This window comes from Cellulomonas cellasea, assembly GCF_030372105.1.
Lineage (GTDB): Bacteria > Actinomycetota > Actinomycetes > Actinomycetales > Cellulomonadaceae > Cellulomonas_A > Cellulomonas_A cellasea_A.
Genome location: NZ_JAUDBQ010000013.1, coordinates 122,194 through 130,197, shown reverse-complemented (window position 1 = coordinate 130,197; position 8,004 = coordinate 122,194). Strand labels below are relative to the sequence as shown.

The window sequence follows — 8,004 nt, the reverse complement described above, 5'->3', positions numbered from 1 at the left end:
GACGTGGGGGAGGGCGCGGGGCTCGGGATCCACCACTCGGTGGTCCCTCGAACCCACCAGCTCCGGTCCGGGCTGGTCCGCGACGATCGCGAGTCGTCCTGGGCGGGCTCCGGCGAGCTCACGCTGGTGCTCGAGTCGACCGGCGAGGACGCGGGGACTACGGCGCCCGGCGCTGTGCTGGCCGGCGCCGGGCCGGGTGGCGCCGGGTCGACGAGGCCCGCCTCGGCGTCGCCATCTCCGTCATCGTCGCCGTCTGAGGCCACTCCGGGAAGGCCGTCACCGGGAACAGGTCCGCCGAGGCCCGGAGCGAGCCCGGCGTTCTGGGGGTCGGAGATGACCAGTGGGGCCCCGATCGGGCCCGGCGCCGCGGGCGTGTCCGAGAACGCGAGCGCGGACGCGACGCCAAGCAGCAGCACCGCGGCCGAGCCGCTCGCGACCACGCTGGCGTTTCGGGGCATACCTCACAGTATCGGTGTTTTACGTGAGGGTTCTATGAGATCGCAGGTCAGACGCGTGACTTCTGCTCCGCCCACGGCGTGTCCGACACGCGTCGCCCGAGCCGTCGCCATCGTCTCAGCCGTCGTCGCGCCGCCGCCAGCGGAACGTCCGCACGCCCACCACCAGGCCTGACACCAGCCACGCGCCCAGCACCGCCGCCGTGGCGCCGTGCTGCCACGAGCCCGAGACCTCGAAGGACTCCGCCCCCGCGGGCAGGAACACCGAGCGCATCCCCTGCGCCATCCACTTGAGCGGGAACACGGACGCGACCTGCTGCATCCAGGTCGGCAGGTCGTTGAAGACGAAGAACACCCCCGAGATGAACTGCAGCACCAGCACGATCGGGGTGACCACGGCGCTGGCGCTCCGGCCCGAGCGCGGCACGGAGGAGAACGCGACCCCGCACACCGTGCCCGTGGCGGTGCCGAGCACGAACACCCAGGCGAAGACCGCCCAGGCGCTCGCGCTGCTGGGCATCGGGACGTCGAACGCCGTCGCCGCCAGCATCAGCAGCAACGCCGTCTGCGCGATCGAGACGACCAGCACCTGGCCGACCTTGCCGAGGAAGTACGCGCTCGCGGGCAGCGGCGTGCTGCGGAGCCGCTTGAGGGCGCCCTCGTCCCGCTCCGCCGCGATCATCAGCGCCACCGACTGGAAGCTCGAGAGCATCACGCCCGTCGCCACCATCCCCGGCAGGAAGTACTGCGCGTACGGGATGCCCGGCGAGGGGCCGACGCGGCCGCCGTCCTGCCCGAAGACCGTCGAGAAGATCGCCAGCATGATCACCGGGTACGCGAAGATGAACACGATCGCGTCCCGCTCCCGGAAGAACATCCGCACCTCGAACACGGCCCGGTGGGCTCCCAGGCGCAGCACCCCCGGCAGCCTGCCCGATGGCGGGGCGGCCGCCGTCATCGGCCCTGCTCCTCAGCCGCGCCCACGCCGCCAGCACCGCCCAGGCCATCCGCGCCATCCGGGCCGTCCGCGCCGCCCAAGCCGTCCGCGCCGATCAGGCTCAGGTACACGTCCTCGAGGCTGGCCCGCAGCACCTGCAGCCCGGGGACCTCGCCGCCAGCCGCCACCCCGGCCAGCCCCGCGAGCTCCGCGACGGTCCGGGTGGGGTGGTCGGTGCGGACCTCGCGCGTCGTGCCGTCCTGCGTCCACCGCACCACGGCTTGTCGGGCGGCGCGGCCGCCGAGGTCCGCGGGGGCGCCGAGGGCCACGACCTGGCCGTCCCGCACCACCGCCACCCGGTCGGCGAGCTGCTCGGCCTCGTCGAGGTAGTGCGTGGTGAGCAGCACCGTCGTGCCGCCGCGTCGCAGGCCTGCGACGAGCTCCCAGAACGCGCGCCGGGCCTGCGGGTCGAAGCCGGTGGTCGGCTCGTCGAGGAACAGCAGCTCCGGGTCGCCGATGATGCCGAGCGCGACGTCGACCCTGCGGCGCTGTCCGCCGGAGAGCCGTCGGCAGCGGGTCCGGGCCTTGTCCCGCAGGCCGACGGCCTCGATCACCTCGTCGGGGTCGCGCGGCGCGGGGTAGTAGCCGGCGAAGTGCCGCACGAGCTCCCCGACGGTGGCCTCGGAGAGGTCGCGGGAGTCCTGCATGACGACGCCGATCCGTGAGCGCCATGCCCGGCCCGCCGTCGCGGGGTCCTCGCCGAGCACGCTCACCTGCCCGGCGTCCCGGTCCCGGAACCCCTCGAGGATCTCCACGGTGGTGGTCTTCCCCGCCCCGTTGGGGCCGAGCACCGCGAAGACCTCGCCGCGGCGCACGCGCAGGTCGAGTCCGTCCACGGCGTGCTTGTCCCCGTAGCTCTTGCGCAGGCCGCGGACGTCGACGGCGACGTCGGTGAGGGTCATGCCCACAGCCTGGCGCGTGGCCGGGCCGCCCGGTAGGCCTGACACGCGACGAGGGGCCCGCCGGACGTCCGGCGGGCCCCTCGTCGGGATCGTGGCGTGCTCAGACGCCTTCGGCGAGCAGCCGCTGGATGCGGGTGACGCCCTCGACGAGGTCGTCGTCGCCCAGCGCGTAGGACAGGCGCAGGTAGCCGCTGGGCCCGAACGCCTCGCCGGGGACCACCGCCACCTCCGCCTGCTCGAGGATGAGCGCCGCCAGCTCCACCGAGTTCGTCGGGGTCACCCCGCGGATCGTGCGGCCGAGCACGCCTTCCACCGAGGGGTAGGCGTAGAAGGCGCCCTGGGGGGCGGGCAGCACCACGCCGTCGATGGCGGTCAGCATCTCCACCATCGTGCGGCGGCGGCGGTCGAAGGCGGCGCGCATCTTCTCGACCGCGGACAGGTCGCCGGTGACCGCGGCGAGCGCGGCCCGCTGGGACACGTTCGCGACGTTGGAGGACAGATGCGACTGGAGGTTCGTCGCGGCCTTGATCACATCGGCGGGCGCGATCATCCAGCCCACCCGCCAGCCGGTCATCGCGTAGGTCTTCGCCACGCCGTTGAGCACGATCGTGGTGTCGGCGAGCTCGGGCACCGCGCGGACGATCGGAGTGAACACCGCGTCGTCGTAGGTCAGGTGCTCGTAGATCTCGTCCGTGATGACCCAGATGCCGTGCTCCAGCGCCCAGCGGCCGATCTCGGCGGTCTGCTCGGGGGAGTACACGGCGCCCGTGGGGTTCGAGGGGGAGCAGAACAGCAGCACCTTGGTGCGCTCGGTGCGGGCCGCCTCGAGCTGCTCGACGGTGACCAGGTAGCCCTGGTCGACGCCGGCGACGACCTCGACGGGCACGCCGCCCGCGAGCCGGATGGCCTCGGGGTAGGTCGTCCAGTACGGCGCCGGCAGCAGCACCTCGTCGCCCGGGTCGACGATCGACGCGAACGCCTGGTAGACGGCCTGCTTGCCGCCGTTGGTGACCAGCACGCTCCCGGGCGAGACCTCGTAGCCCGAGTCGCGCAGCGTCTTCGCCGCGATGCCCTCGCGCAGTGCCGGCAGCCCGGCGGTGGGGGAGTACCGGTGCGAGGCGGGCTCGCGGGCGGCGGCGACTGCTGCCTCGACGATGTAGTCGGGCGTCGGGAAGTCGGGCTCACCGGCCCCGAACCCGATCACCGGGCGGCCCGCCGCCTTGAGGGCCTTCGCCTTCGCGTCGACGGCGAGCGTCGCGGACTCGGCGATGGCGGCGACACGGGTGGAGACACGGGACCGGGGTGAGATCGTGTTCTGGGTCACGAGGGCCATCCTCGCAGACGCGACGCGCGTCGTGGAGGGCCGGTGGGCCCGTTCGGGGGATGCCGGGGAGGCCTCGGAGGCCGGATGTGAGGCGTCTCAGGGAATCCGGTTCGACCCACGGTCCTGTCTCGCGTACAGTTGGGCCCCGGCGGTTGACGTCCGCCATGATGAGCCGTGCCCGCAGACCGCCCTCAGGGGCTCGGGACGCGTGTGGCTCACCGTGGCGGCTCGAAGGTCGCCGTAGGGCAGTGGCGCAATTGGTAGCGCACCGGTCTCCAAAACCGGCGGTTGCGAGTTCGAGTCTCGCCTGCCCTGCGCACGCGGTCACGGTCCGGCTCACAGTCGGGCCGGCGCCGCGACCCGGCTAGGTCTGGGACGCAGCGCACCACACGACGAACACGTAGGGGACAGCTGTGAGCGAATCCGCACCTGCCGCGGCGTCCGACGCCGGCGGTTCCGCATCGCGGACGGACCGGCCGAAGCCGGTCAGCGGCGACGGTCGCGACCGTCGCGGCCTCTTCGCGCGCATCGCGCTCTTCATCCGCCAGGTGGTCGGCGAGCTCAAGAAGGTCGTCCGCCCCACGCGCTCGGAGCTCATCACCTACACCGGCGTCGTGCTGGTGTTCGTCGTGATCGTGATGGCGTTCGTCACCGTGGTGGACCTCGGCGTCGGGAAGCTCAGCTTCTGGGTCTTCGGAGGCTGACGCAGCACCACCCCAGGTCGGGCGGCCCCCGTCCACCCGTTCTGCAGGACAGTCGTTGAGAAAGCAGGTTCGCACGTGTCGTACGAGTCGCAGGAACCCGAGCAGGGCACTGCCGAGACGGAGCTCGAGGACGCCCTGGCGTCGGTCGAGGCGGTCGAGGCGCCCGCCGCAGGTTCTGCCGACGCCGACGAGACCGTCGAGGCCGCTGACGAGAGCGTGACGGACGAGACGGCGGACGAGCCGGCCGAGGACGAGTCGACGGAGGGCGAGGCTGAGGCCGAGGCCGACGTCGAGGAGGACCCGATCGCGGCGTTCAAGGCCCAGCTCCGCTCGCAGCCGGGTGACTGGTACGTCATCCACTCCTACGCGGGCTACGAGAACCGGGTGAAGGCGAACCTGGAGAACCGGACCCAGAGCCTCAACATGGAGGAGTACATCCACCAGGTCGAGGTGCCCATGGAGGAGGTCACGGAGATCAAGAACGCGCAGCGCAAGGTCGTGCGCCGCGTGCGGATCCCCGGGTACGTCCTGGTGCGCATGGACCTCACCGACGAGTCGTGGGGCGCCGTGCGCCACACGCCCGGTGTGACGGGCTTCGTGGGCCACACCCACCAGCCCGTGCCGCTGACGCTCGACGAGGTCTTCTCGATGCTCGCGCCCACGCTGGAGCCGGCGAAGCCGGCCGCGGGCGGGGCCGCTGGGCGCGCCGCCGCCGAGATCAAGGTCGACTTCACGGTCGGCGAGTCGGTCACCGTCACGGACGGCCCGTTCGACACGCTGCCCGCCACCATCTCCGAGATCAACCCCGAGAGCCAGAAGCTCAAGGTGCTCGTCTCGATCTTCGGCCGGGAGACCCCGGTCGAGCTGTCGTTCAGCCAGGTCGCCAAGATCTGAGGCTGACACCCCACCGACGGCGTCGCGCGGCGCCGTCGGCCGCGCAAGTCACCTGAAGTTCACGAAGAAGGACCCGACATGCCTCCCAAGAAGAAGGTCACCGGCCTGATCAAGCTCCAGATCAAGGCTGGGGCTGCCACGCCGGCGCCGCCGATCGGACCCGCGCTGGGTCAGCACGGCGTCAACATCATGGAGTTCTGCAAGGCGTACAACGCCGCGACCGAGTCGCAGCGTGGGGACGTCGTGCCCGTGGAGATCACGGTCTACGAAGACCGCTCCTTCACGTTCATCACGAAGACCCCGCCGGCCGCCGAGCTCATCAAGAAGGCCGCTGGCGTCGCCAAGGGGTCGCCGACCCCGCACACGGTGAAGGTCGCCTCGCTCTCGGCCGACCAGGTGCGCGAGATCGCCAGCACCAAGCTGGTCGACCTCAACGCGAACGACCTGGCCGCCGCCGAGAAGATCATCGCCGGCACCGCCCGGTCGATGGGCATCAGCGTCCAGGCCTGACCAGCACCACCCGAGAAGTGCAGTGGCAGGGCCCTGTGCGGCCCGACGACCACGACTGCTGACCAAGGAGAACCAAGCAGATGGCTAAGCACAGCAAGGCGTACAACGCCGCGCTCGAGAAGATCGAGCCGAACAAGGTCTACTCGCCGCTCGAGGCCGTGCGCCTCGCGCAGGCCACGTCGACGACGAAGTACGACGCGACGGTCGAGGTGGCCTTCCGCCTCGGCGTCGACCCCCGCAAGGCGGACCAGATGGTCCGTGGCACCGTGAACCTGCCGCACGGCACCGGCAAGACCGCTCGGGTCCTGGTCTTCGCCACGGGTGAGCGCGCCGAGCAGGCTCGGGCCGCGGGCGCCGACATCGTCGGTGGCGACGAGCTCATCGAGAAGGTCGCCGCGGGCTACACGGACTTCGACTCCGCTGTCGCCACGCCCGACCTCATGGGCAAGGTCGGCCGCCTCGGAAAGGTGCTGGGCCCGCGCGGGCTCATGCCGAACCCGAAGACCGGCACGGTGACCATGGACGTCGCGAAGGCAGTCACGGACATCAAGGGCGGGAAGATCGAGTTCCGCGTCGACAAGCACGCGAACCTGCACTTCATCATCGGCAAGACGTCGTTCTCCGACACGCAGCTCGTGGAGAACTACGCGGCCGCGCTGGACGAGGTCCTGCGTCTGAAGCCCGCGTCCTCGAAGGGTCGCTACATCACCAAGGCGACGTTCTCGACGACGAACGGCCCCGGCATCCTGGTCGACCAGAACCGGGTCCGGAACCTGACGCTCGAGGACGACGCCGCCTGACGCGTCATCGCCTGTCGTGGGGCCCAGTCCGTTCGCGGACTGGGCCCCACGTGCGTCTGGCCTGGTTCCCGAGGGGCGCCGCCTGGGATTTGGCCAGAGCCCGCTCCTGACGTATGGTGGGTGCGCCCAAGACCGCCGGTCGTCGGCCCCCGCACCGCGCTCGCGTGAGCGCAGCCGCAGGAGCCGCCCGAAGTCCCGCAGCAGCGGAGGCCAGCGCAGGTGAGAGATTCGAGCCGCATGTAGTTCTGTGCCTTCGAGCCCCGCGCCTGCGCGGGGCTCTTGTCATGTGCGGGGTGAGGGACGATCGGTGGCACCACCACCGGAAGGATTGCCATGGCGAGGCCGGACAAGGCAGCCGCAGTCGCAGAGCTCACGGACGCGTTCCGTGACTCGAACGCGGCCGTGCTGACCGAGTACCGCGGGCTCACCGTCGCCCAGCTCAAGCAGCTGCGGCGCGCGCTCAGCGGCAACGCAACCTACGCCGTGGTGAAGAACACGCTGACGGCCATCGCCGCCAAGCAGGCCGGCATCGAGAGCCTCGACGCCGACCTCCAGGGCCCCTCGGCCATCGCCTTCGTCACCGGTGACCCGGTCGAGGCGGCCAAGGGTCTGCGTGACTTCGCCAAGGCGAACCCCGCGCTGGTCATCAAGGGTGGTGTCCTCGAAGGACGCGCCCTGACCGCTGCGGAGATCAACACCCTCGCGGACCTCGAGTCCCGCGAGGTCCTGCTGGCCAAGACGGCCGGCGTGCTCAAGGCGTCGCTGTTCCAGGCGGCGTACCTCTTCACGGCGCCTGCGGCCCAGGCTGTGCGCACCGTCGACGCCCTGCGCGTGAAGCGCGAGGAGTCGTCCGAAGAAGCAGCCTGAGCCACCCGGCCCAGCAGCTCGAACCCCCCGCTTGCGCCGACCACCGAGGTCGGCGGGCACGACATGGAAGGACACGCCATCATGGCGAAGCTCACGACTGACGAGCTCATCAGCGCATTCAAGGAGCTCACGCTCATCGAGCTCTCCGAGTTCGTGAAGGCCTTCGAGGAGACCTTCGAGGTCACCGCCGCCGCTCCGGCCGCCGTTGCCGTTGCTCCCGCCGCCGGTGGTGGCGAGGCCGCCGCCGAGGAGGAGAAGGACGAGTTCGACGTCGTCCTCGAGGGCGTTGGCGAGAAGAAGATCCAGGTCATCAAGGAGGTGCGCGCCCTCACGAGCCTGGGCCTCAAGGAGGCCAAGGACCTCGTGGACGCCGCCCCCAAGGCCGTCCTGGAGGGTGTCAACAAGGAGACCGCCGAGAAGGCCAAGGCTGCTCTCGAGGGCGCTGGCGCCACCGTCGTCCTCAAGTGACCTGCGTCCTCGCGGCATGGTGACGTGCTGCGAGGAACCCTCCGCGAGGAGGGCCTGACGCGACGAGACCCGCACCCTCATCG

9 protein-coding genes, 1 tRNA gene and 1 pseudogene are annotated in these 8,004 nt (G+C 71.2%); 7 read left to right on the top strand and 4 right to left on the bottom strand.

Translation table 11 applies throughout. From position 1 onward, the window contains the following. From QUV83_RS13295 to QUV83_RS13280, 4 genes and pseudogenes are all read right to left on the bottom strand, one after another. Positions 1-458 (bottom strand): annotated as a pseudogene (locus tag QUV83_RS13295) (hypothetical protein); the annotation flags it as partial. Between the two features lie 115 nt (positions 459-573). After that, entirely contained in the window at positions 574-1,413 is an 840-nt protein-coding gene (locus tag QUV83_RS13290) for an ABC transporter permease (RefSeq protein ID WP_289565152.1), read from the bottom strand. Continuing rightward, positions 1,410-2,354 carry an ABC transporter ATP-binding protein gene (locus tag QUV83_RS13285; protein ID WP_289565150.1) on the bottom strand — a complete coding sequence of 315 codons (945 nt, stop codon included), beginning with the start codon at positions 2,352-2,354 and terminating at the stop codon, positions 1,410-1,412. Before QUV83_RS13285 ends, QUV83_RS13290 begins: the two co-directional genes overlap by 4 nt. A 100-nt stretch (positions 2,355-2,454) precedes the next feature. Continuing rightward, positions 2,455-3,678: a pyridoxal phosphate-dependent aminotransferase gene (locus QUV83_RS13280; protein ID WP_436231920.1), complete on the bottom strand. Its 1,224-nt coding sequence runs from the start codon at positions 3,676-3,678 to the stop codon at positions 2,455-2,457. Positions 3,679-3,920: 242 nt separating this feature from the next. Here QUV83_RS13280 and QUV83_RS13275 point away from each other — a divergent pair. The 7 genes from QUV83_RS13275 (at position 3,921) to rplL (ending at position 7,921) form a co-directional block, all read left to right on the top strand. Next, a tRNA-Trp gene (locus QUV83_RS13275) sits at positions 3,921-3,993 on the top strand. A gap of 98 nt (positions 3,994-4,091) precedes the next feature. Beyond that, positions 4,092-4,382, top strand: coding sequence for a preprotein translocase subunit SecE (gene secE / locus QUV83_RS13270; protein ID WP_289565146.1), 291 nt, complete (start codon positions 4,092-4,094; stop codon positions 4,380-4,382). Positions 4,383-4,457: 75 nt separating this feature from the next. After that, a complete protein-coding gene (gene nusG, locus QUV83_RS13265; RefSeq protein WP_289565144.1) occupies positions 4,458-5,276 on the top strand; it encodes a transcription termination/antitermination protein NusG in 819 nt (272 codons plus the stop codon). A 78-nt stretch (positions 5,277-5,354) separates the two neighbouring features. Continuing rightward, the gene (rplK, locus tag QUV83_RS13260) at positions 5,355-5,786 is read left to right on the top strand and encodes a 50S ribosomal protein L11 (RefSeq protein WP_289565142.1); all 432 of its coding nucleotides are present in this window, start codon (positions 5,355-5,357) and stop codon (positions 5,784-5,786) included. An 80-nt stretch (positions 5,787-5,866) separates the two neighbouring features. Further along, positions 5,867-6,586, top strand: a complete 720-nt coding sequence (gene rplA, locus QUV83_RS13255; RefSeq protein ID WP_289565141.1) for a 50S ribosomal protein L1 — start codon at positions 5,867-5,869, stop codon at positions 6,584-6,586. Positions 6,587-6,919: 333 nt separating this feature from the next. Further along, a complete protein-coding gene (gene rplJ, locus QUV83_RS13250) occupies positions 6,920-7,453 on the top strand; it encodes a 50S ribosomal protein L10 (RefSeq protein WP_289565139.1) in 534 nt (177 codons plus the stop codon). An 81-nt stretch (positions 7,454-7,534) separates the two neighbouring features. Next, on the top strand, positions 7,535-7,921 hold the full coding sequence (gene rplL / locus QUV83_RS13245; protein ID WP_289565137.1) for a 50S ribosomal protein L7/L12: 387 nt from the start codon (positions 7,535-7,537) through the stop codon (positions 7,919-7,921). Positions 7,922-8,004 lie beyond the last annotated feature (83 nt).